Source organism: Lichenibacterium ramalinae, assembly GCF_004137085.1.
GTDB classification, from domain to species: Bacteria; Pseudomonadota; Alphaproteobacteria; order Rhizobiales; family Beijerinckiaceae; genus Lichenihabitans; species Lichenihabitans ramalinae.
Genome location: NZ_QYBC01000024.1, coordinates 68699 through 91313 on the forward strand (window position 1 = coordinate 68699; position 22615 = coordinate 91313).

At 68.7% G+C, this 22615-nt stretch carries 22 protein-coding genes and 2 tRNA genes; 8 read left to right on the top strand and 16 right to left on the bottom strand.

The genetic code is table 11. The features are described from left to right. The first annotated feature begins 23 nt into the window (after window positions 1-23). Both purM and purN read left to right on the top strand, forming a co-directional pair. Window positions 24-1091 (top strand): phosphoribosylformylglycinamidine cyclo-ligase, encoded by a 1068-nt coding sequence (purM, locus tag D3272_RS23090; protein WP_129221570.1) that lies wholly within the window; start codon window positions 24-26, stop codon window positions 1089-1091. Beyond that, a complete protein-coding gene (gene purN, locus D3272_RS23095) occupies window positions 1088-1744 on the top strand; it encodes a phosphoribosylglycinamide formyltransferase (RefSeq protein WP_129221571.1) in 657 nt (218 codons plus the stop codon). The genes purM and purN overlap by 4 nt, the downstream gene beginning before the upstream one ends. Window positions 1745-1783: 39 nt before the next feature. Here purN and ndk read toward each other — a convergent pair whose 3' ends face one another. Next, window positions 1784-2206 (bottom strand): nucleoside-diphosphate kinase, encoded by a 423-nt coding sequence (ndk, locus tag D3272_RS23100; protein WP_129221572.1) that lies wholly within the window; start codon window positions 2204-2206, stop codon window positions 1784-1786. A gap of 147 nt (window positions 2207-2353) precedes the next feature. Here ndk and D3272_RS23105 point away from each other — a divergent pair, with 147 nt between their 5' ends. Further along, a complete protein-coding gene (locus D3272_RS23105; RefSeq protein ID WP_129221573.1) occupies window positions 2354-4225 on the top strand; it encodes an ABC-F family ATP-binding cassette domain-containing protein in 1872 nt (623 codons plus the stop codon). A 19-nt stretch (window positions 4226-4244) separates the two neighbouring features. On the opposite strand, the gene D3272_RS23110 is transcribed toward D3272_RS23105, so the two are convergent. The 5 genes from D3272_RS23110 to D3272_RS23130 form a co-directional block, all read right to left on the bottom strand. Beyond that, the gene (locus tag D3272_RS23110) at window positions 4245-5489 is read right to left on the bottom strand and encodes a glycosyltransferase (RefSeq protein ID WP_129221574.1); all 1245 of its coding nucleotides are present in this window, start codon (window positions 5487-5489) and stop codon (window positions 4245-4247) included. A gap of 123 nt (window positions 5490-5612) precedes the next feature. After that, a complete protein-coding gene (locus tag D3272_RS23115; protein WP_428978014.1) occupies window positions 5613-6392 on the bottom strand; it encodes an amino acid ABC transporter ATP-binding protein in 780 nt (259 codons plus the stop codon). A 17-nt stretch (window positions 6393-6409) separates the two neighbouring features. Beyond that, the gene (locus D3272_RS23120; RefSeq protein WP_165361491.1) at window positions 6410-7555 is read right to left on the bottom strand and encodes an amino acid ABC transporter permease; all 1146 of its coding nucleotides are present in this window, start codon (window positions 7553-7555) and stop codon (window positions 6410-6412) included. Between the two features lie 4 nt (window positions 7556-7559). After that, complete coding sequence (locus D3272_RS23125) at window positions 7560-8750, bottom strand: amino acid ABC transporter permease (protein WP_129221576.1); 1191 nt, start codon at window positions 8748-8750, stop codon at window positions 7560-7562. A gap of 187 nt (window positions 8751-8937) precedes the next feature. After that, window positions 8938-9963: an amino acid ABC transporter substrate-binding protein gene (locus tag D3272_RS23130; RefSeq protein WP_129221577.1), complete on the bottom strand. Its 1026-nt coding sequence runs from the start codon at window positions 9961-9963 to the stop codon at window positions 8938-8940. Window positions 9964-10154: 191 nt separating this feature from the next. Between D3272_RS23130 and metC the strand changes: the two genes are divergently transcribed. Beyond that, window positions 10155-11342, top strand: coding sequence for a cystathionine beta-lyase (metC, locus tag D3272_RS23135; RefSeq protein ID WP_129221578.1), 1188 nt, complete (start codon window positions 10155-10157; stop codon window positions 11340-11342). On the opposite strand, the gene D3272_RS23140 is transcribed toward metC, so the two are convergent. Next, window positions 11293-12066, bottom strand: coding sequence for a phosphatase PAP2 family protein (locus D3272_RS23140; protein WP_129221579.1), 774 nt, complete (start codon window positions 12064-12066; stop codon window positions 11293-11295). The genes metC and D3272_RS23140 overlap by 50 nt on opposite strands. 141 nt (window positions 12067-12207) lie before the next feature. Between D3272_RS23140 and D3272_RS23145 the strand changes: the two genes are divergently transcribed. The 3 genes from D3272_RS23145 to D3272_RS23155 all read left to right on the top strand — a co-directional run bounded on the left by D3272_RS23145 (window position 12208) and on the right by D3272_RS23155 (window position 13663). After that, window positions 12208-12702, top strand: a complete 495-nt coding sequence (locus D3272_RS23145) for a DUF427 domain-containing protein (RefSeq protein ID WP_129221580.1) — start codon at window positions 12208-12210, stop codon at window positions 12700-12702. Window positions 12703-12721: 19 nt separating this feature from the next. Further along, window positions 12722-12976: a hypothetical protein gene (locus tag D3272_RS23150; RefSeq protein ID WP_129221581.1), complete on the top strand. Its 255-nt coding sequence runs from the start codon at window positions 12722-12724 to the stop codon at window positions 12974-12976. A gap of 183 nt (window positions 12977-13159) precedes the next feature. Beyond that, entirely contained in the window at window positions 13160-13663 is a 504-nt protein-coding gene (locus tag D3272_RS23155) for a pyridoxamine 5'-phosphate oxidase family protein (RefSeq protein WP_129221582.1), read from the top strand. Between the two features lie 33 nt (window positions 13664-13696). Here D3272_RS23155 and D3272_RS23160 read toward each other — a convergent pair whose 3' ends face one another. Next, a complete protein-coding gene (locus D3272_RS23160; protein WP_129221583.1) occupies window positions 13697-13885 on the bottom strand; it encodes a hypothetical protein in 189 nt (62 codons plus the stop codon). A 262-nt stretch (window positions 13886-14147) separates the two neighbouring features. Here D3272_RS23160 and D3272_RS23165 point away from each other — a divergent pair, with 262 nt between their 5' ends. Further along, entirely contained in the window at window positions 14148-14378 is a 231-nt protein-coding gene (locus D3272_RS23165; protein WP_129221584.1) for a hypothetical protein, read from the top strand. Window positions 14379-14441: 63 nt separating this feature from the next. Here D3272_RS23165 and D3272_RS23170 read toward each other — a convergent pair whose 3' ends face one another. From D3272_RS23170 to D3272_RS23205, 8 genes are all read right to left on the bottom strand, one after another. Then, window positions 14442-15329, bottom strand: a complete 888-nt coding sequence (locus tag D3272_RS23170; protein ID WP_129221585.1) for a DUF3800 domain-containing protein — start codon at window positions 15327-15329, stop codon at window positions 14442-14444. A gap of 101 nt (window positions 15330-15430) precedes the next feature. Continuing rightward, window positions 15431-16840 (bottom strand): porin, encoded by a 1410-nt coding sequence (locus tag D3272_RS23175; protein ID WP_165361492.1) that lies wholly within the window; start codon window positions 16838-16840, stop codon window positions 15431-15433. Between the two features lie 930 nt (window positions 16841-17770). Next, window positions 17771-19831: a carbohydrate-binding domain-containing protein gene (locus tag D3272_RS23180; protein WP_129221587.1), complete on the bottom strand. Its 2061-nt coding sequence runs from the start codon at window positions 19829-19831 to the stop codon at window positions 17771-17773. A gap of 732 nt (window positions 19832-20563) precedes the next feature. Continuing rightward, a tRNA-Arg gene (locus tag D3272_RS23185) sits at window positions 20564-20640 on the bottom strand. Between the two features lie 44 nt (window positions 20641-20684). Then, complete coding sequence (locus tag D3272_RS23190) at window positions 20685-20996, bottom strand: ETC complex I subunit (protein WP_129221588.1); 312 nt, start codon at window positions 20994-20996, stop codon at window positions 20685-20687. Between the two features lie 66 nt (window positions 20997-21062). Then, window positions 21063-21139, bottom strand: a tRNA-Pro gene (locus tag D3272_RS23195). A gap of 58 nt (window positions 21140-21197) precedes the next feature. Beyond that, window positions 21198-21671: a DUF192 domain-containing protein gene (locus D3272_RS23200; RefSeq protein WP_129221589.1), complete on the bottom strand. Its 474-nt coding sequence runs from the start codon at window positions 21669-21671 to the stop codon at window positions 21198-21200. Between the two features lie 56 nt (window positions 21672-21727). Then, complete coding sequence (locus tag D3272_RS23205; RefSeq protein ID WP_129221590.1) at window positions 21728-22336, bottom strand: cold-shock protein; 609 nt, start codon at window positions 22334-22336, stop codon at window positions 21728-21730. Window positions 22337-22615 lie beyond the last annotated feature (279 nt).

The window sequence follows — 22615 nt, forward strand, 5'->3', positions numbered from 1 at the left end:
GATCCCCGAACCCGGCCGGAGCCATGGCGCATCCCACCAACGGACTGACCTATGCCGATGCCGGCGTCGACATCGACGCCGGGAACCGCACCGTCGACCTCATCAAGGAGTCCGTCCGCTCGACGCGCCGCCCCGGCGCCGACGCCGAGATCGGCGGCTTCGGCGGGCTGTTCGACCTCAAGGCGGCCGGCTTCAAGGACCCGATCCTGGTGGCGGCCAACGACGGCGTCGGCACCAAGGTGAAGATCGCCTACGAGAGCGGACGCAACGACACGGTCGGCATCGACCTCGTGGCCATGTGCGTCAACGACCTCGTCGTGCAGGGCGCCGAGCCGCTGTTCTTTCTCGACTATTACGCCACCGGCCAGCTCGACCCCGAGGTCGCCGCCGGCGTCGTGGCGGGCATCGCCGAGGGCTGCCGGCAGGCGGGCTGCGCGCTGATCGGCGGCGAGACGGCGGAGATGCCCGGCATCTACGCGGGCAAGGCCTACGACCTCGCGGGCTTCTCGGTCGGCGCCGCCGAGCGCGGCACGCTGCTGCCGCGCGGCGTGGCCGAGGGCGACGTCATCCTGGGCCTCGCCTCTTCGGGGCTGCATTCGAACGGGTTCTCGCTGGTCCGCAAGGTCGTGACCCGCACGGGCCTCGGCTGGGGCGCCCCCTGCCCCTTCGCGCCCGGCATCAGCCTCGCCGAAGCGCTGCTGGTGCCGACGCGCATCTACGTCCGGACGTTGCTGGCGGCGCTCAGGCGCAGCGACGCCATCCGGGCCCTGGCCCACATCACGGGCGGGGGCTTCGTCGACAACCTGCCCCGGGTGCTGCCCGACGGGCTCGGCTGCGTGCTCGACCTCGACGCCGTGGCGGTGCTGCCGGTGTTCAAATGGCTCGCCGCGGAGGGCGGCATCGCGCCGGCCGAGATGGCCCGCACCTTCAACTGCGGGATCGGCATGGCGGTCGTGGTGGCGGGCGAGGCGGTCGCCGCCGTCGAGGCCATCTTCGCCGACCTCGGCGAGCCGGCGGTCCGCATCGGTGCCGTCGTGGCGGCCGCGGACGGGGGCGAGCGCGTCGCCATTCGGCGGGACCTCGTGCTGTGACGGAGCCCCGGCGCCGGACCGCGATCCTGATCTCGGGCCGCGGCTCCAACATGGCGGCCCTGCTGGCCGCCGCCGCGGCTCCCGCCTTTCCGGCCGAAATCGTGCTGGTCTTCGCCAACCGGACGGATGCGGCCGGGCTCGACACGGCCCGGGCGGCCGGCATCGAGGCGGCGGCGCTGAGCCACCGCGCCTATCCGGGTCGGGAAGACTTCGACCGGGCCGTGGATGCCGAGTTGCGGGCGCGGAACGTCGACCTCGTCTGCCTGGCGGGCTTCATGCGGGTCGTCAGCCCGTGGTTCTGCGAGCGCTGGCTCGGCCGCATGATCAGCATCCACCCGGCGCTGCTGCCGTCCTTCAAGGGGCTCGACACCCATGCGCGGGCGCTCGACGCCGGCGTGAAGATCCACGGCGCCAGCGTGCATTTCGTGGTGCCGGAGCTCGATGCCGGGCCCATCATCGCCCAGGCCGCCGTGCCGGTGCTGGAGGACGACACCCCCGACAGCCTCGCGGCGCGCGTGCTCCGGCAGGAGCACGTCATCTATCCACGGGCGCTGCAACTGGTGGCCTCGGGCCGCGTGCGGCTCGAAGCGGGGCGAACCGTGTCGGAAGCGCGGACGAGCGCCGACGTCGCCCTGGCGGTGCCGGACGCCTGAACCCCCTGCCGCCGGGCGGGAGGGGGTCCGCGGGTCGCGTCAGCCGACGATTTCGTCCGGCTTGAAGAACTGCGCGATCTCCTGCTTGGCGGTCTCGGGCGCGTCCGAGCCGTGGGCGGAGTTCTCGCCCATCGACAGCGCGAAGGTCTTGCGAATCGTGCCCTCGTCGGCCTTCTCGGGGTTGGTGGCGCCCATCACTTCGCGGTACTTGGCGATGGCGTTCTCGCCCTCGAGGACCTGCACCACCACGGGGGCCGAGGTCATCATCTCGACGAGTTCGCCGAAGAAGGGGCGCTCCTTGTGGACGCCGTAGAACTCCTCGGCCTGGGGCCGGCTCATCTTGATGCGCTTCTGCGCCACGATGCGCAGGCCGGACTTCTCGATCAAGGCATTGACCGCGCCCGTGAGGTTGCGGCGCGTCACGTCCGGCTTCAGGATGGAGAAGGTATGCTCGACGGCCATGACACGGGCTCACTGTGGGCTGAAAGGCGGGCCGGGGCCCGGACGCGCCCCTCATAGCGGCGCGCCCCCGGCCCGACAAGGTCACGCCGGTGCCACGGTGGCGGCATAGACCTTGCCTCGCCGGACCCGTCGCGCCACAAGGGCAGCATGCTCCACATCTCCGACCTCACGTACCGGCTCGGGCCGCGCATGCTGTTCGACCAGGCTTCGGCGGCGATCCCGACCGGCGCCCGGACGGGCTTCGTCGGCCGCAACGGCACGGGCAAGACGACGCTGTTCCGCATGGTGGCGGGCGACCTCCATCCCGAATCGGGCACGCTGCAGATCCCCGCCCGCATGCGGCTCGGCCAGGTCGAGCAGGAAGCGCCGGGCGGCCCGACGACGCTGATCGACTTCGTGCTCGAGGCCGACAAGGAGCGCGCCGCCCTGCTGACGGAGGCCGAGACCGCCGCCGACCCCAACCGCATCGCCGAGATCCACACCCGGCTCGTCGACATCGACGCCCATGCGGCGCCCTCGCGGGCCGCCACCATCCTCCAGGGCCTCGGCTTCGACGAGGCGGCGCAGAACCGGGCCCTGTCGGAGTTCTCCGGCGGCTGGCGGATGCGCGTCGCCCTGGCCGCCGTGCTCTTCACCCAGCCCGACCTGCTGCTGCTCGACGAGCCCACCAATTACCTCGACATGGAAGGGACTCTCTGGCTGATCGACTACCTCGCCACCTATCCGGCGACGGTGCTGATCATCAGCCACGACCGCGACCTGCTCGACGCCGTCTGCGACCACATCCTGCACCTCGACCAGGCCAAGCTGACGCTGTGGCGGGGCAATTACGAGAGCTTCGAGACGCAGCGCCGCGAGCAGCAGGCCATCGCGCAGAAGCACATCAAGAAGCAGGAGGAGCAGCGCAAGCATCTGCAGAGCTTCGTCGACCGGTTCCGGGCCAGCGCCACCAAGGCCAGCCAGGCGCAGTCGCGCCTCAAGATGCTGGAGCGCATGAAGCCCATCTCGGCCATCGTCGACAGCCAGGTGATGCCCTTCCACCTGCCCTCGCCGCAGCGGGCGCTGAGCCCACCCATCGTTGCCATGGACGGCGCCTCGACGGGCTACGACGACAGGCCCGTGCTGACGCGGCTCAGCCTCAACATCTCCAACGACGACCGCATCGGCCTGCTCGGCTCCAACGGCAACGGCAAATCCACCTTCGCCAAGCTGGTGGCGGGCCGCATGCCGGTGCTGGCCGGCGCGCTGCGCAAGTCCTCCAAGATGACGGTGGGCTTCTTCGCCCAGCACCAGGTGGACGAGCTCGGCGAGGGCCTGACGCCCTATGCCGCCGTGGCGGAACGGATGAAGGACGGCACCGAAAGCCGCATCCGGGGAAAATGCGCCCAGCTCGGCTTCCCCGCCACCAAGGCCGACACCGCGGTGGCGCAGCTGTCGGGCGGCGAGAAGGCGCGGCTGATGATGGGCCTCGCGGCCTTCGACGGCCCGCACCTGCTGATCCTCGACGAGCCCACCAACCACCTCGACATCGACAGCCGCGCGGCGCTGATCGAGGCCATCAACGCCTACGAGGGCGCCATCATCATCATCGCGCATGATCGCTACCTGATCGACGCCTGCGCGGACCGGCTGTGGCTCGTGGACGGCGGCTCGGTGAAGGCCTTCGACGGCGACATGGACGACTACAAGTCGCTGGTGCTGAGCCGCGCCGGCGGCGGCCCGCCGGGCCGCAAGCCCGCCAAGGCCGAGAAGGCCCCGCCCGCCGAGCGCACGCCCTCGCCCGGCAAGGCCCTGCATCAGGCGAAGAAGCAGATCGCGGCGCTCGACGAGAAGATCCGCAAGCTGACCGACCTCGTCACCCGCATCGACGCCGCCCTGGTCGACCCCAACGCCTATTCGCGCGACAAGAACAAGGCGGCCCAGCTGGCCCAGCAGCGCAAGGACCTGCAGCGCGCGCTCGAGACCGCCGAGGACGAGTGGCTGGCGCTGACGACGCAGTTCGAGGACGCCGCGGAATAGCGGCGCCGCGCGGGCGACCTCACCGCCGGGGGCGCGTGGCGCGCTCGACGAGGTCGGCGGCCCGGGCGACGCCGCCGGCGGCCGCGATCTCGTCGCGCAGCGCTTCGGCACGGGCGCGGTAGGACGGCCGCTCCAGCAGCGCGGCCAGCGCCTCGGCCAGGGCCGATGCCGTGAAGCGCCGCCGCGGTATGACGATCCCGGCCCCGCTGCGCTCGACCCGCGCCGCGATGGCGCCCTGCTCGAAGGCCAGCGGCACCACGACGAGCGGCACGCCGGCCGCCAGCGCGTCCAGGACCGTGTTGAGGCCGCCGTGGGTCACCACCGCCGCGACGGTGCGCAGCACGGCCCGCTGCGGCACGAAGGCCTCGACGCGCGGCGCCCCCGGCAGGCCGGCACGGCGCGCCTCGTCGAGCCTGCCGCCATGCGCGATGGTGAGCGGCAGGCCGAGCCGGGCGCAGGCCGCCGCGACAGCCTCGAAGATCGCGGCGCGGGCCCCCTGCAGGGTGCCGAGCGAGCAGAACACATTGGGACCGCCGGGCCGCGGCTCCCAGCTCCGGGACTCCGGCAGGCGCAGCGGCCCGCAATGCTGCAGGGCGGCCGGCGGGGCGACCCGGGGAAAGTCGAAGCCCGCCACGCTTTGGCTGATCTCCAGCGTCGGCGACAGGCAATCCTCCAGCGTCTCGATCCCCGGCAGGCTCCAGGCGCGGGCCCGGCGGTCGATGGTTTCGAGCAGCGGCCGCATCATCCAATCGGCCACGCGGTGGCCGCCGAGGTTGCGCTTCACACCCCGCGGCGAGGGATCGTAACGCCAGCCCACGAAGGCAGGCGGGATGGTGGGTTCGCGGTCGATCAGCAGGGCATTGGCGACAGACACGAGCGGCAGGCCGACATGGCGGGCCACGAGGCCGCCGGCCGGCTCCGTCTGGTCGGCGATCACGGCCCCGGCGTGGATCTGTCGCAGCACGCCCGGCACCTCGACGCACAGCATGTCGGTCGTGTCCGCCATGTCGCGGATGACGCCGCCGATGCCGAAGAGGCCCGTGGTGCCGCCGAGCCGCGCCGTCATGCGGGCGAGCCGGCCGGGCGGATGGCTGCGGGCGCCGACGGCCGCGAAGCCGATCCCGGGCCGCTCCACCTTGGGGCCGACATCGGCCTGGGCCACGAAGGTGACGCGGTGCCCGCGGTCGACGAGGGTGCGCGCCAGGGCCAGCATCGGGTTGAGGTGACCCGCATAGGGCGGCGTCAGGATGGCGAAATGGGTCAAGGCACCGCGCACCGCACTCGGACTCCGGCCCGAAGCCCGGCCGCACGGTGTTTATGTCGCCCCCTGCGGCCCGGTTCCACCCCGGCGCCCGCGGGCGCCCGAGGCGACCCGGGGGTTCCCGCTTCAGTGCAGGATCTGGCCGAGGAACAGCCGGGTGCGCTCGTGCCGGGGGTTGGAGAAGAACTGGTCGGGCGTGTTCATCTCGACGATCTCGCCGGCGTCCATGAAGACCACGCGGTCGGCGACCTGGCGGGCGAAGCCCATCTCGTGGGTGACGCAGAGCATCGTCATGCCCTCGTTGGCGAGCGACACCATGGTGTCGAGGACCTCCTTGACCATCTCGGGGTCGAGCGCCGAGGTCGGCTCGTCGAACAGCATGATCTTGGGGTTCATGCACAGCGAACGCGCGATGGCGACGCGCTGCTGCTGCCCGCCCGACAGCTGGCCGGGGTATTTGTTGGCCTGCTCGGGGATGCGCACGCGCGTGAGATACTTCATGGCGATCTCTTCGGCGTCCTTCTTGGGCATCTTGCGGACCCAGATCGGCGCCAGCGTGCAGTTCTCGAGGATGGTCAGGTGCGGGAACAGGTTGAAGTGCTGGAAGCACATGCCGACCTCGCGCCGCACCTCGTCGATGCGGCGCAGGTCGTTGGTCAGTTCGGTGCCGTTGACTACGATGTTGCCCTTCTGGTGCTCCTCCAGCCGGTTGATGCAGCGGATCATGGTGGACTTGCCGGAGCCCGACGGGCCGCAGATGACGATCTTCTCGCCCTTGCGGACCCGGAGGTTGACGTCCCGCAGGACGTGGAACGCCCCGTACCATTTGTGGACGCCGGCCAGTTCGACGGCGTAGTCGCTGCCGGTGCGGGCGGCGGGGGAGGCTGCAACGGCGCTCATGGTCAAGGTCCCGTCGGGTTTCATCAATGGCGGCGGCCGGCGCGGAGACGGCGCTCCACGCCCTGCGAATAGCGCGACATACCGAAGCAGAAGACCCAGTAGAACGCCGCGGCCGTGATCAGGCCGGTCGCCGACGTGGTGGGAGAGGTCCAGTTCGGGTCGTTGTAGGCCGTCTCGATCGTGCGCAGGAAGTCGAAGATGCCCACGATGGCGACGAGGGTGGTGTCCTTGAACAGGCTGATGAAGTTCGACACGATGCCGGGGATCACCAGCGCCAGCGCCTGCGGCAGGATGATGAGCCGCATGGTCTGCCAATAGCCGAGCCCCACCGACGCCGCGCCCTCGTACTGTCCCTTGGGCATGGCCTGCATGCCGCCGCGCACCACTTCCGCCATGTAGGCGGCGGCGAAGAGCGCCGTGCCGACCAGCGGCCGCAGCAGGCGGTCCGGCGTCCAGCCTTCGGGCAGGAACAGCGGCAGCATGAAGTTCGCCATGAACAACACGATGATGAAGGGAACGCCGCGCACGATCTCGATGAAACCCGTGCAGATCGCGTTCACGATCGGCAGCTTCGACCTGCGGCCGAGCGCCAGCAACACGCCGAGCGGGAGCGAGAACACGATGCCGACGAGCGACACCAGCAGCGTGACGAGGACGCCGCCCCACAGGTCCGTCGTGACGACCGGGAGGCCGAGCCAGTCGGACCCGCGCAGCAGGACGAAGGACAGGATCGGGAAGGCGACGAAGAACAGCAGCGCCGCGACGTTGCGCTTCGGCGCGCCCTGCCACAGCAGCCACACGATGAGCGCGGCGCCCACGACCTCGACGAGGTCGACGCGCCAGTGCTGGCTTTCCGGATAGGGCCCGTACCAGAAGAACGATGCCTTGGCCCAGATGAAGGGCCAGCAGGCCCCGCCCTGGTTGGCGCGGCAGACCTCGCCGCTGTCGGCGTGCCAGACCGCGTCGGTGATCAGGAACCGCACGAGGCCCGGGATCACCCACACCAGGAAGGCGATCGACGCCAGCGTCAGGAGGGCGGAGACGGGGCCGGAGAAGAGGTTCTGGCGCGCCCAGGCCACCGGGCCCTGGGCGAGGGCCGGCGGCGGCTCGGCCGGGGCCGGCGTGGTGCGGAGATAGGCGGTCTGGTTCGCGTAGGTCGCGTCGCTCACGGCGTCACCTTTCCACGAGCGCGACGCGCTTGTTGTAGACGTTCATGACGGTCGACAGCACGAGCGAGATCGCCAGGTACACGAAACCCGTCAGCGCCATGCATTGGATCGCCGCGCCGGTCTGGTTCAGCACGGTCCCGGCGAAGACCTGGACGAGGTCCGGATAGCCGATGAACACCGCCAGGGACGAGTTCTTGACGAGGTTGAGGTATTGGTTGGTCAGCGGCGGAACGATCACCCGCATGGCCTGCGGGATGACGACGCGGCGCATGGTGACGTTGGAGCGGATACCCAGCGCCGACGCGGCCTCGTGCTGGCCGCGGCCGACCGCCATGATGCCGGCGCGCACGATCTCCGAGATGAAGGCGCCGGTGTAGATCGACAGGCCGAGCAGCAGGGCCGCCAATTCGGGGAAGATCTGCCGCCCGCCGGAGAAGTTGAAGCCGCGGAGCACCGGCATCTCGAGGCCGATCGGCATGCCGGCCAGCAGATAGGCCAGGACCGGCAGGCCGAGCAAGAGACCGAGGCTGACCCAGAGCACCGGCGATTGCTGGCCCGTGGCGGCCTGGCGACGCCGGCCATAGACCGAGAACGCGATGGTGAGGACGACGCCGGCGACCAGCGCCCAACCCACCACGGCGGCGTTGTCGTGGAAGACGGCATTGGGGACGACGAGGCCCCGCGTGTTGAGGAACACGGCGCCGAACACCGACACCGACTGGCGCGGTTGCGGCAGCGACTTCAGCACCACCGTGTACCAGAACACGAGTTGCAGCAGTAGGGGGATGTTGCGGAACAACTCGACGTAGACCGTGGCGAGCTTGGACACGATCCAGTTCGGGGACAGGCGCAGCACCGCGACCACGAAGCCGATGATCGTGGCGAAGACGATGCCGAAGGCGCCGACCAGCAGCGTGTTGTAGAGCCCGACCCAGAAGGCCTGACCGTAGGTCGACAGCGCCGAATACGAGACCAGCGTCTGGTTGATCTCGAAGCCGGCGGTCTGGTTCCAGAAGTCGAAGTTCAGCGGGATGCCGAGCCGCGCCATGTTGGCGACGGCGTAGCTCGACGCCGTCCACACCAGGGCGACCAGGGCGGCCAGCAGAAGGACCTGATAGACGATCCCGCGCAATCTGGGATCATAGAGGCTGAATCCAGCCTTCGGCGCGTCGTGTCCCGCCGTCTGCACCGTCATCTGTGGTCAGCCCCTCGCTTCGTCCACTCCGCCGCCCGCTCGGGCGGGCCGGACCGTGCAATCCGCAGGCCATGCCCGCCTGGAGCGCTTTCGCCTTCGGCGACAGCGCTCCGGTTTTGAAGCGAGAGCAGTACCGTCGGCCCGGACGCGCCGAGGCGTTTCCGAGACAGCCGATACCGCTCCAGCATCAGCGGATCGGCATGCCGTATTGGATGCCGCCCTTGTTCCACAGGGCGTTCACGCCCCGCTTGATCTTCAGCGGCGAGCCTTCGCCGACGTTGCGGTCGAAGACTTCCCCGTAGTTACCGACCTGCTTGATGATGTTGTAGGCCCAGTCGTTGGTGAGGCCGAAGCCCTTGCCCTGGTCGCCCTCGACGCCGAGCAGGCGGCGGATGTTGGGGTTGTCGGACTTCTTCATGTCGTCGACGTTCTTCGACGTCACGCCGAGCTCTTCGGCGTCCAGCATGGCGTAGACCGTGTAGGTCATCACGTCGTACCACTGGTCGTCGCCCTGCCGGACCGACGGGGCCAGCGGCTCCTTGGAGATGATCTCGGGCAGGACGATGTTCTCGTCCGGGTTGGCGAGGCGCAGGCGCTCGGCATAAAGGCCGGACGCATCCGTCGTGAAGGCGTCGCAGCGACCCGACTCGAAGGCCTTGAGCGTCTCGTCTTCGCTTTGGAAGGCGACCGACTCGTACTTCATGTTGTTGGAGCGGAAATAGTCGGCGAGGTTCAGCTCGGTGGTGGTGCCCTGCTGCACGCAGATGGAGGCGCCGTTGAGGTCCTTGGCGGAGGACACGTTCAGCTTCTTCTTCACGAGGAAGCCCTGGCCGTCGTAGTAGGTCACCGGCCCGAAGATGATGCCGAGCGTGCTGGCGCGCGACGAGGTCGCGGTGGTGTTGCGCGACAGCACGTCCACCTCGCCGGACTGCAGCGCCGTGAAGCGGTTCTTCGCGTCGAGGCCGACGAACTTCACCTTCTTGGCGTCGCCCAGCACGGCGGCGGCCATGGCGCGGCAGACGTCGACGTCGAGACCGGTCCACTGGCCCTTGTCGTCCGGGATGCCGAAGCCGCCGAGGCCGGTGTTGGCGCCGCAGGTGAGCTGGCCCTTGCCCTTCACGGTATCGAGCGTGCCGGCAGCGGCGGCCGAGGCCATGAGGCCGAGGGCACAAGTCGCCAGGAGGCCCGCCAGAGCCTTGCTTCGCAGTTTCATCTCTTCCCCGATCCGGTGGTTGCGGGCATGGTGGGGCACGTGCCCCGGCCCAGACATGCTTGGTCCTTGGGCATCACACAACGCTTTCTCGCGAGCGGTCAAGGCTCACGGGACCGAACGAATGTTGATGGCCCGAAGCTGCCTCGCGGGTCGCCACCTTGACCACAGAGCCGGCAGTACGACGGGAGCCGATGAGCAAACTTTCCGCACAAACGCGCGCCGGCCTCCGGTCGCGCAGCCGCCTCGTGCACGCGGGCCGCGACCCGCAGGAACAGCACGGATTCGTCAACACGCCGATCTACCGCGGCTCGACGGTGCTGGCCGACACGATCGACGATTACCAGGGCGGCCGCAACCGCTATACCTACGGGACGCATGGCACGCCGACCACCGATGCCCTGACTTCGGCCTGGTCGGAACTCGCCGGCGCCGCCGGAACCGTGCTGACGCCCTCGGGCCTCGCCGCCATCACGGTGGCGCTGCTCGCCGTGCTCCGGGCGGGCGACCACCTCCTCGTGACCGACTCGGCCTATTTCCCGACGCGCCGCTTCTGCGACGGCACGTTGAAGCGGTTCGGCGTCGAGACGACCTATTACGATCCCGCGCTCGGTGCCGGCATCGCCGAGCTGTTCCGGCCCAACACCCGTGCCGTGCTGGTAGAAGCACCCGGGTCGCAGAGCTTCGAGATGCAGGACATCCCGGCCATCTCCGACGCCGCGCGGCCGCGCGACATCTGCGTCATCATGGACAACACCTGGGCGACGCCGCTGTTCTTTCCGCCGCATGCGCGGGGCGTCGACATCGCCATCGAGGCCGGGACGAAATACCTGTCGGGGCATTCCGACCTGCTGCTCGGCCTCACCAGCGCCAATGCCCGCTACTGGCCGGCGCTGAACCGCTGCTTCACCGAATTCGCCATCTGCGCCGGGCCCGAGGACGTGTTCCTGGCGCTGCGCGGCCTTCGCACGATGGAATTGCGGCTGCGCGAAGCGGAGCGCCAGGGGCTCGCCATGGCGCGCTGGCTCGACGCCCGACCCGAAGTGCTGCGGGTGCTCCACCCGGGCCTTCCGGACGACCCGGGCCACGCCACCTGGAAGCGCGACTTCCTGGGCTCCTCGGGCCTGTTCTCCATCATCCTGAAACCCGTGCCCCGCGCCGCCGTGGCGGCGATGGTGGACGGGTTGGAGCTGTTCGGCATCGGCGCCTCCTGGGGCGGCTACGAGAGCCTGGTCATCCCCTTCGACTGCAGCCCCTACCGCACCGCGACGGCCTGGGCGCCGGGCGGGCCCGCCCTGCGGCTGTCGATCGGCCTCGAGGACGCGGAGGACCTCAAGGCCGACCTCGACGGCGGCTTCGCCCGGCTGCGGGCCGCCAGCTGAGGTCGCCGGCATCGGCCGGGGCGCCGTCGGCGCCGCGCCGCAGCGGCTTCATCACGGTGCGGCCGCCCCGCGCCGTGAAGGCGATGCCGCGCAGCGCGAAGCTGCGGGCCATGGCGAGCGCCACGACGCTGCCCAGCGTCGCGCCGCCCACCACGTCGCTGGGGTAATGCGCCCCGACGAGGACGCGCGACACGCCGATGGCGACCGCGCCGGCCAGCAGCCACCGCCGCCAGTCCGGGCGCATGTAGCCGAGCGCGACGGCCGCCGCGAAGGCCGAGGTGGTGTGGCCCGAGGGGAAACTCGCCAGGGCATTGCGGATCGAGAAGAACTCGAAGTGGTAGGCGCCGTCGGCGGCGAGCAGCACGGGGCGCGCCCGGCCGACGATGTGCTTGATGACCTGGGCCAGGATGCCCGACACCGCGACGACGGCGAAGAAATACAGGGCCCGCTCGGCGATGAGACGCAGGGAGCCGCCGTGCCACGTCCGGTGGCCGCGGCCCATGGCGACGATGGCCACGAGGGCGATCAGCGCCGAGAAGGCGAACATGTATTCCGACGTGCCGAAGCCGGTGACGAAGCGCCCGATGACCACGAGGGACGGCGGGGCGCGGCCGGCGTCGCCGGCGAGGGTGGCGTCCCCGAGGGCGGCCGCCCCCAGGGCGAAGGCGAAGGCGATGAGCGCGGCGGCGAGGCGGGCACGGGGGATGGGTGCGGGCAGGGTCATGGGCCGATCCAGTGACGCAGGGCGCCGCCGATGTCGAGCGGAGTGGCGGTTGGCGGGCCGCCGAGGTCGGGAGGCAGGGCGGCGGCCGGCCGCATCCGCCCGCGGCCCGGACCTGATACGCTGACGGCCGAGGAGACCGCCATGACGCCGAAACCGATCCCCCCGGGCCCGAACCAGGAAAGCGTGTGGGACTATCCCCGGCCGCCCCGGCTCGAACGCGTCGCCGAGCGGATCCGGATCCGGTTTGGCGGCCTGGTGCTGGCCGACAGCGTGGCGGCCTGGCGCGTTCTGGAGACCAGCCACCCGCCCACCTATTACCTACCGCCGGGCGACATCGTGGCGGGAGCGCTCGTGCCGGCCGGGCAAGGCTCGGTCTGCGAGTGGAAAGGGCCGGCGCGCTATTTCGACGTGACGTCGGGCGGACGACGGGCGGAGCGCGCGGCCTGGACCTACCCCGCCCCCCTGCCCGGCTTCGCGCCACTGGCAGATTACGTGGCTTTCTATGCCGGGGCGATGGAGGCCTGTTTCGTGGGCGAGGAGCGGGCCGAACCGCAGCCCGGCGGCTTCTACGGCGGCTGGGTGACGAGCCGTGTCGTCGGCCCCTTCAAGGGCGGGCCGGGAAGCTGGGGCTGGTGAGGCAACGGATGTGTCACCCATGAACGATGCGCAACGCCTGGCCCGCCTCGTCTACGTCCTGGTCTGGATCGGCATCGCGGCGGCACTGCTGCTGGTGCTGCGCGGGGCCGTCACCGGCGCCTTCACGACGCGGGTCGATCCCGAGACCGGAACGGCCGGGCTTCTGGTCGAGACCGACCGCGGCACCGGTTGCCAATACATCGTGACGCCCTGGGGCGGCATCGTCCCCCGCACCGGACCGGACGGCCGCGCCATCTGCGGCCTCAAGCGCTGAAGGCCGCGGACAGGCGCGCGTTCGGGAAACGGCGGGTGCCGGCAACGCCATGACGCACGCCGGTGCAACCCGCACCTGTGCGGTTCGGCCCCAGCGCGGCGCCCGAACCCGACGATCGCGGCCGCGTTGCCCCGGCGCGACCGTCGCGGCAGGGGCCGGACGCGATCGCCGAAGGGAACGGGCATGGTCGACGACGCCAACGAGGCCGGACGCAAGAAGGTCCTGGGCCTGATCGACACGATCGACTACGCGCTCTTCACGACCCGCGGCACGGACGGCGCCCCGTTGCACGCGCGCCCGATGGCGTATCGCAAGGTCGAGGGAGACGGGGACCTGTGGTTCTTCACCAAGCGGGACTCCCGCAAGGCGGAGGAAATCGCGGCCGAGCCGCGCTGCCTTGTGGCCTTCGCCGACCCGCGCCAACAGACCTTCGTGTCGATCGCGGGACGCAGCACGATCGTGGCCGACCGCGACAAGGTGACGGCGCTCTGGAATGAGATCTACCGAGCCTGGTTCCCGGGCGGGCCGTCGGACGACAACGTCGTCCTGATCCGCGTCGAGGCCGAGAGCGCCGAATATTGGGACACGCCGACCAGCGCCGTCGTCTACGCCTTCGGCTACCTCAAGGCGCTGGCGACCGGCAAACCCTCGCATGCCGGCGAGGTCGGGACGGTCGAGTTGGCGTGAGACCCCGGCCGGGGCCGGCCGCGATGTCCCGTTTCAGAACAGCAGGACCCAGATCACGACCGCCGTCGCGACGCAGACCAGTCCCGTCCAGCACACGATGAACCAGCTCATCCAGCCGATCTGCCGCCGGAGCCCGTCCTGCAGGGCGGCATCGGCGGCGGCCTGCCCGTCGCGCTGCCGCCGGTAGGCGTCGTACCACTCGGCCCAAGGATCTCCCGCCATGGCTCCTCCGTCCCGGCCCTGCCCCGCCGGTGCGGTCCCGCCGACAGATGCCGGAACCGGACCTCGGGGAGGCTGCGCACCGCCTCGCTGACTCGCGCCGAGCGGCGGCGGCACCAGCGTGACGCGATCCGGCCCGCCCGGTGACGGCGTTGGGTAGGGCAGCGACCTGTCGAGCGGAAGAGCCGCGACGTCGCACCTCGGCCGAGCCGGCGGCTCCGACGCGCCCGGCGGCGTGGGGCGAGGATCCTGTCGGTTGCAAAAGGTGGTGCCGATCCTGCAGGCCGAGGAAGCCGCAACAGGATTCCGTCCCATGTCTGACCGTCCCGATACGAATCCGCTCCGAGATGGGCCACCGGTCGTCTTCAGCGCGGACGAGCGGATCGCATTGGTCGCCATGGCCCTCGGCACCATCGGCATCCTGGCCGTCATATTCCTCGGCCTGAGATGCGCCATGCATCGCGTCGAAGCCACGCTCGCCTTCCTGATGTCGTGACGGGAGGCGCGGCGTGACGACGGCGCCCCGTCCCGGCAACCTCCCGAGATCGGCCGGCAGGTGCTAAAGGTGAGCCTGCCGGGGAGCGCCGGCGGGGACAACGGGCGCCGCCGGCCGGAGGTCGTCGATGTATTTGAAGCTCCAATCCTTCTTGCCGTTGTCGGCGGCGTAGGCGAAACGCAGGCTGCTGCAGCGAGCCGTCAGGGGGCCCATCTCGGGCCGCCTGGGCGCGTGCATGTTGGGGAGGCGGATCGACCAGTTCGCCACGTAGGAAACGAGTTCCGTCAGGTGCGAGACGATGTCCAGCGGGCCGTCGGCATAGACAGGATTGGGGATGATCAGCCGCGACCTGACCCGCCCGTTGGCGGTCTTGGCGAAATAGTCGACGATCTCGCCGGATGCGACGTAGGTCTGTCCCCGCGGTTGCCGCGGCAGCACGATCAGCCCGGCACAGGTCCCGGCCCTGCTCTTCAGGAAATGGTAGTATCGCTCCAGCAGGAACCCATAGTCCTTGCGGAGCCGGTCCTCGAAGCGGGTCGGTATGGCGTCGGCGGGAAAAAACATCGCGAAGGCGATAGCGCCGAAATCGCGCGCCAGGGAGAGGGCACAGTCGCAGTAGGCGATCTTGGCCTGAGCCAGCGCGGCGCTGACCTGCGAATTCGTGAGTCTCGCCTGCGGCCCGAAACCGCTCGCCAAGGAACAGCTCAGATCATCGGAGCGCGGATGTAGGGCTGCGCTCTCATAGACCTTGAGGCCGAGCAGCGCACGAGCTTCGGCATAGCGCCCATCGTGATCGATCAGTTGCTGACCGAAGAACTGTTGCTGGGCGTCTTTCAATCGCTGCGACAACGACCAGACGTGGACATCCTCCACCGCCAGGCCCGTCAACACGCCATACGGCGAACTTACCTGCCGATCGCTGGGTTCGTCGACGAACAACAACCAGCTCATCGCGCTTCTCGTCTATCGGGGAAGACGTCAGGACGGCTGCACGAAGGCGGGGGTGGGACTCGGCGGCGAGCCGCCGAGTCCCGGTTTGTGCGAGGCCGATCTCAGAAGTCGCGCTCGACACGGAGGCGAGCCTCGAAGGCATCGGGGTTCTTGGAGATGCCGACCGGCAGGGCCGAGGCGGCCTGGCCGGGGTTGTGGGCGAGGGTCTGGTCGAGATGGGCGTAGAACACCTCGACGCCGAACTCGAGGTTCTTCACGGGATCCCAAAGGAACTGGTTGCCGACGCGATACTGGCTCATGTCGCCGAGGCCGCCGAGCGTCCAGTCGATGTTCTTCGCGCGGCCGTAGCTCGACTCTTCATAGGAGGCGAACAGCACGTCGTGGAAGTTGGGCGTGAAGTAGTGGTTGATGGCGGCCATGACCGAGAAACCGCTGCTCTTCTCGAGCGAGTAGCCACCGGCACTGCCAGGAACGCCGATCGCGATGGCATCGCGGTCGACATGCTGGAAGCCGCCGAGCAGGCGGGAGTTGAAGCCCGAGTTCGCGTAGCCGACCGAGTCCTGGTAGAGGTAGGCACCGTTCTGGTAGGCACCCTGCACCCACAGATCGTCACCGGCAGCGAGCATCGGCAGCTTCAGCCGGATACCGCCCTGCACGGCGAAACCGTCGTCGTCCTTCTTGGCGAAGCCCTGACCGTTGGTGCCAGCGAAGGCGCCTGCAACGGTGTTGATCTGGTGGTAGGCAGCGCTCAGCTGCGCGGCGCCCCAGGCCTGGTCGACCCGGAGCTGGCCGACGAGATCCGGGACGGTCTCACCGCCGTACTGGGCGGCGGAGGCCACCGCGAACCGACCGCCCGAGATCGAGCCGATACCATCGTTACGGACGTTGTGATCTTCGACCGAGAACGTCGCCGAGAAGCCGCCGTTGCCGTTGTAGGTATAGGCGAAGACTTCGTTGCTCAAGTCGGAGTTGGCGATGCCTTCGTAGTTGTAGTTGTCGGCATAGAAATCGAAGAACGACTGGACGCGACCGGCCGTGATGCCGGCGAACTGGATGAAGCCCTTGTCCAGGTAAGTCAGGTTGCCGCCCTGGTTGGCGAAGGAGTTGGCGCCGCCGGCGAGGCCGCCACCCTGATAGAGGCCCTGGTAACGATCGGCCTGGATGGCGATGAAGCTTCGGAGCGTGCCATAGGCGGTCTGGGTGCGGACGTCGGTCGTCAGCTGGCCGCGGGCGAAGAAGCCCGACTGATCCTGGTTCCGACCCACAACGATCAAGCCGGTATCGGGCCGGAAGATGCGGCCTGCACTGATGAAGGCGCCTTCGACGCGCACCAGGCCACCGATCTTCAAGCAGGTATCGGTGCCAGGAATGTAGAAATACCCTGTGCCGGTCCAGTCGCAGACCCGAACATAGTCGACGGGAGCGGCTTTTCTGACCGGAAGATCGGCGGCGTGCGCGCCAGCAACCGTCATCGTTGCCGCCGACATCAGGATGAGACGTTTAAATTGCATCGAAAGCCACCATTGTTGTCGTGCCTTGCAATGCAACAGGCACCGCGGTTGAGGCAAACTATTCATATCCTTGTCACGTCACGCCGCCAACCGGGATCGATGCCTTACAGGCCGATCCCAACTCTCTAAATGGCGCATGAGATAAATCTGCAACAACAGAATACATTGCTGAACCAGTCTGTGTTGGTCACATCCTTCCCCAGCGAAAATCCCGGGAGCCTGATGCTTGCCTCAACATCTTTGCCTCGTGTTCCGCAACGGGATCAGCCATGGCGGCGAAGACCATTCGGATGACCACCGGAACCGAAGCGGGAAATGTGGCTCGCAGTGCGTTGGTTTCGGCCGAGGCGGGGGACAGAGTGGCAGAACCAAGCTCCGCGACTGGGCTGGCGAGCATCGACGACTTCGTCGATCATCGGACCGAGACGTCGCATCCGCTTCGATCGGTTTGGAACCGCTGCCCCGAGGGCACGTTGGGCTCCTCACGAGCCGGAGCCGGAGGCCCGTCTCGACGGCCACCAGCGCTCTGCGTCTGATCCGCCGTTGAACCGTTCCGAGTCGCCACTCCGGGTTCGGCGAGGCTCGGCCCGGTCGCCGCGCCGAGGCAGGGCGGTCGAGCATGCAAGGGGATGTCGGCCGGAACGAACTAGGCGGGAACGAAGACGGCTGAATGCGACAAGCGCCGCCCCACCCTTTCGGGCAGGGCGGCGCTCTGGCAATGGTGCCCTGCCGTGGGTGGGGCGAAGATGCGCGGTGAAGCCGGCAGGGCCTACGGCATCATGGCCCCCGGCGGGCGGGCATCAGGACCGGATGCGGTGCACCGGCGCTCCACAGCAGGATCGGCCTTCTTCGAGGCGCCTTGGCGGTTCCAAGCCGATCAGACTGCTCACGCTTCGACGTCGGAGTGAATTCGCCGAAGGCGAAAGCGCTCTAGGAGTGGAAGGAAAAGCTGTGCGAACCTGACGACAGGAGGGCCGTCGTGCTTGTCGCGTTTACACTACCGTCGTAGGTGATGCCGTTCACATACAGATTGCGGTCCGTGCTGGGCGTGCCCGCATAAGCATCGTTGAGGAAATTCACCGCGACTTGATGCGTTCCCGCACCCCAGTTTCCATAGACGTCGAGCAGGTCGGACTTCTTCGACCCCTGTGCAGCTCCGGCTGTCAGCGTTCCTCCGACCTGATGGCCGTCCACCGAAACCGTGTACTGGGCATCTCCCTTATAGGCGTCCTCGCCTATGGCGAGCTGGAGCTGATCTTTACCGCTGCCGATCGACTGGTTCTGACCGCCGTCGCTGACGGGGGTGACGTCCGTGTAGTTGAACGACTGCATGCCCCCCGATAACAGCGCCAGCGTGCCGGCATGCACGCTCGCCCCGTCGAAGGTGGCACCGTCGACATAAAGGTTGCGATCCGTACTCGGCGTGCCCGCGTAGGCATCGTTCAGGAAGTTGACGCCTACGGCGTGGCTGCCCGCGCCCCAGTTACCGTAGATCGTCAGCGTATCATCTGCACCCGCCGCGTGCGCAGCTCCGGCCGTCAGTGTTCCGGTGACCTGCTTGCCATCCACCGAAACAGCATATTGCGCGTTTCCCTGATAGGCATCCTCGCTGATCGACAGCACGAGCTTGTCGAGCCCGCTACCCGTCGTCGTCGAACCCGACGACGGCGTGCTGCCCGTCGTCGCAGTCGAGCCGCCCGTCGAGGAACTCGACGACATGCCAGAGCCGCTCGGCGTGGTCGAGACGGTCGGGGTTGAAACGTTGGGGGTGGTCGGGACGGCAGGGGTCGTCGACACGGTCGGGGTGGTCGACACGGTCGGGGTGGTCGACACGGTCGGGGCGCTGCTGCTCGAGGACGAGTTCGACGAGGTCGCCGCACCGACCTGAACGATCAGCGGATGATCGGTCACCTGGAGTTGGACGGAACTCGTGCTCGCGTAGGTGGCGATCGGTGCCGTTCCGGACAGCAGGTCGTAGACCGAAACCTGATGCGCGCCATCGAGGTTCACCGTCTCGGTCGTGGTCGGGGCCGCGACCTCGCTCTTGGTGCTGGCGTTCCACAGCGGCGGCTCGGCCCAGACCGCGATATCGGTCGTGCCGTCCGACTTGCCGATCTCCAGGCTGTTACCGGTCGAAGGCTGACCCGACACGCTGTAATTCAGGACCGAAAGCGAGAAGCTGGATGCGTTCGCCCCCTTGTCCGCCAGGATCGCCGTCAGGTTATGGATCCCCGTCGCGGCAAGCTTCGGGTTGTTGTTTTCGTCGAAGAGGCCGTAGCCGTCGTCTCCCTGCGGGGAGCCCGGCTTGTAAGCGTCGAGGAGTTGGTAGAGGTCCGTGCCGGAGGAGCCGTCCTTGGCGGCGTCCATCAGCAGGTCGAGCGTGTATTTCCCCTGAACGGTGGCGTCGACGCCGTTCACGTCGGATAGGTTGGTCGTGTAGCCCGCTTCCGTATAGACGAACTTGCCTCGAGCGCCGGTCTCGTTGCCCAGCGCCGCCGCGGGATCGACCCAGGAGGCCGGGGCCTGCCCGCCCTGCGGATAGGGGTGTTGGTTGTCGTAGTCGGCGAGGCCGGCCGTCGTGCTCGGGTTCGGACCGGCGGCAAAGCCCACCGTGTTGTAGCCGGTGAAGTAATCCACCGAGACGCCTGCCAGCGCGGGCGTGCTCTTGACGGTCTGGTACAGGTACTGCTGGAGCGCCGTCGCGCCCTGCAGGCCGCCGACGCCGTTGAACGTCAGGCTCTGATTGTTGATCTCGTTCGGGCCCTCGATCGCTTTGACGCTGCCCGGCACGGCGGCTTCGAGCTGCCCGATCGTGTTCAGCGTCGACTGGACCGAGGCGGTCGTCGACGCATCCCCACCCACGACGAACGTGAATTGCTCGCCCGCCTTGGCGAGCTGGATGTAGGACGCGAGCGGGGCCGACCCGTTCTGACCGTTGGAAATGCCGTCCCGCAGTTCCGACAGGCCAAGGTATTTGATGTCCGCCTGCACGTTGGATAAGTTTGCATACCCGCCGTCCGTGTAGGCAATGTGAGTGGCTACTCCGACATCGTTAACGAAATCTGAAGCCCTGATTGCTGATACGGTCATAATGCAAATCCCAGATCACCGCGCAACGATACTTCGCGGGGCTGGCGCGAGGCCTGCGGCGACGCTGCTTCCCCTACGGCTAGACGATGTCATGGAAGCGGACGACGGTGTGCGAGAGGTTCGATGCCGGTATAGCGGGCATCTGCTCGAAAGCGGACGTGGTCGGTGGGCGTCTCGTTCGGCGGCAGCGCGAGGCAGCAGTCCTACCGTAGGGTCCGAGCCCGACCGCGCGCGAACGGCCCCATGGCCCCGACGTCCTCTCGGGCAGCGGGGCGGATCGTCGGCACGCTGCCAGCTTCGGAGGTCGTCGAACCTCGGCGGGGCCGCCTGCCGGTCATGGTGCGGCGCCGGCCCGTGCACGAGCGTTTCCATGTCGTGCAGGTCGGTCCGCGTGAGCGTCAACGGCACGCCCATGCCGACCCAAGCGCCGCTCTCGACCCAGCGCTGCGGCGGCACCTGCTCGTCGCGGGCACAGGGTTCGAGAAGGTTTCGGGCGAGGGCGTGCTCGCGCGCCGTTTCGCCGTCCGCCCGGACGCGACCGGCCACGCCGCCATCCTGGCGCTGTGGACGGGCCGGCGGCAGCGGAGGGTGCAGACGTGCAGGCCACGGACCGGCTCGAGGTGCCGAGATGGCTGGCGACTCCGGAAGGGCTCGAACCTTCGACCTGCCGCTTAGAAGGCGGCTGCTCTATCCAACTGAGCTACGGAGCCTCACACCGCCGGGCTGCGACGGCATGCAGGGGATGGACGCGGGATCAGTGGGTCCAGGGACCCATGCGCGTCGATTTGAAATTGTCGGAGTAGGACAGGCCACGCCGTACCTGCTCGGGGGCCGGGTCTTCGACCTCGAAGGCGATGCCACGCTTCTCGGCGAAGGCGATCGCCTCCTCCCGCGTGTCGAACGGCACCTTGACTTGGCGCTCGGTCTCCGACGAGCCGGTCCAACCCATCAGCGGCTCGATCTCGACGGGCTCGAGGCGCTCGTATTCCAGCAGCCAGGCCTTGGTGCGGGCATGCCCGGACTGGGTCGCGCCACGGGTCGGCCGATAGATGCGGGCGATGGTCAAGATACACCTCGGGTAGCGGCGGACGGGCACCCGATCCGGGCCCCGACCCAAACTGCGGCGATCGACTGGTCGGGGCGGCAGGATTCGAACCTGCGACCCTCTGCTCCCAAAGCAGATGCGCTACCAGGCTGCGCTACACCCCGATCGACTGACGATCCCCGACGGCGCCAGGGCTAACATGGTGGGGCCGCCCCGACAAGGTCAGGGCTTGAACATGGGGTCGCTCACGCGGTCGCCCGGCTTCACGCCGATGCGCGCCGCCGTGCCGGCATTCACCTCCAGCACGCCGAGCACGTCGCCGCCCGACGGGATGATGGTTTCCGACAGGGGTTCGGCATTCCGCTTCACCGAAACGACCCGGCCGTCGGCCGCGATGAACACCATGTCGAGCGGCAGATAGGTGTTCTTCATCCACATGCTGACGGGCTGCGACGTGCCGAAGTCGAACAGCATGCCCCGGTCGGCATCGAGTTGCCGGCGGAACATGAGGCCGCGTTCGAGTTCGTCCCGGGTCCGCATCACGTCGACGGCGAAGTGATGGGCGCCGCTGGACGTGGCGATCACGAGGTCGTCGGTCGCCGCCCGGGAGGGCGCCGGGGCGAGGCAGCATGCCGTCGCCATGGCGGCGACGGCGAGGGTCGCGAAGGAGAGGACGGGTCTGGCGTTTCGAGGCATGGCGGCGATCCGGGGGCGGGCGCACCCCGCGTCTGCGGGGCGCTCGCCGTGGCTGCTCAATGCGACGAGGCCGATCCGGTTTCAAGGGGACGCACTTCGGCCGCCATGAGGCCCTTCGGCCCATCGCCGAACCGCACCAGCACGCTCTCGCCCGGCTTGAGCTCCGTCATGCCGAAACGCCGCATGATCTCGATATGGACGAAGATGTCCTCCGTCCCCTCCCCGCGGGACACGAAGCCGAAGCCCCGCACGCGGTTGAACCACTTCACGACCGCGATCTCGAAGCCGCCCGTCGGCACGATCTGCACATGCGTGCGGGCCGGCGGCGTCTGGGATGGGTGGATGGCGGTGGACAGGTCGAGCGACAGCACGCGGAACACCTGGAGGCCCTTGGTTCGCCGCAACACCTCGCAGACCACGCGCGCGCCCTCGCGGGCCGCCTGGAAGCCGTCGCGCCGCAGGGTCGTCACGTGGATCAACACGTCCGGGAGGCCGTTGTCGGGCACGATGAAGCCGTAACCCTTGGATACGTCGAACCACTTGATCTCGCCCGCGATCTCCACGAGATCGAGCGGCGCGTCGCCGGCGTCCGCAAGGTCCGACTGCAGGTCCAAGGCCTGATCTTTGCTGCCCAACACGACCACCCTGTCCAGAAGCGCCGGCATGCCGATCCGCAACGCCGCAGTGACCTCGGCTGCGATGCGAATCAATCCCGACCCGCGGCGTCCCCGACATTAGCACCGGCGGAATCGCATCAAAGGCGAAATTGCGCCGCGCCCGACAAGATTATGAAATGTGTGTTGAGCCGAGGGCCGCGGCCGCCGCGGCTTGCCGTCACAGGGGGGGGCGCCGGCCCGCATCGGGACGCTAGAGTCTGTCAGGCACTTTTGGAACCATACCCTGTATGTCTGATGTAGGCGGCACATTCCTCGGGTGAGAACATG